The following is a 351-nucleotide window of genomic DNA, read 5'->3' as shown; positions in this document are numbered from 1 at the left end:
TGAAATCAAAGGCAAGTAAATCATGGATTTTCTTAAACTTAAATAAGGTCAAATGCAGGATGAACATTCATGTCAACCTACTTACTCAGTAGCTATTTGAGGTTTTTCTTTACCAAATTTCCAAAACAAGACGACACCCAAGCCGAAGAGATTGACGTAGATACTGCTTTACCATCTCCTCAAGATTTCTGCGATTTGAAAACTGCACCCTTAATTGCATCTCAAGAATATCTTGCTCAGAGGCGGTCAGTGGTAGTGCTGATGGCACGTTAGCGTACCACCCCCGTTTTCTAAACGGGCATTTCCTGATAGCAGTAACTACAGCGCCAGTAAAGTTCTCCCAAACGTACA

The 351-nt window shown here is 41.3% G+C and carries 1 protein-coding gene; it reads left to right on the top strand.

The genetic code is table 11. From position 1 onward, the window contains the following. Positions 1 to 69 precede the first annotated feature (69 nt). Positions 70 to 273, top strand: a complete 204-nt coding sequence (locus ABF638_RS38365) for a hypothetical protein (RefSeq protein WP_435027950.1) — start codon at positions 70 to 72, stop codon at positions 271 to 273. The last annotated feature ends 78 nt before the right edge of the window (positions 274 to 351 follow it).

The organism is Nostoc sp. CALU 1950, assembly GCF_051172895.1.
GTDB classification, from domain to species: Bacteria; Cyanobacteriota; Cyanobacteriia; order Cyanobacteriales; family Nostocaceae; genus Nostoc; species Nostoc edaphicum_A.
The sequence above is the reverse complement of the archived record's forward strand: the minus strand, read 5'-3'. Positions and strand labels throughout refer to the sequence as shown.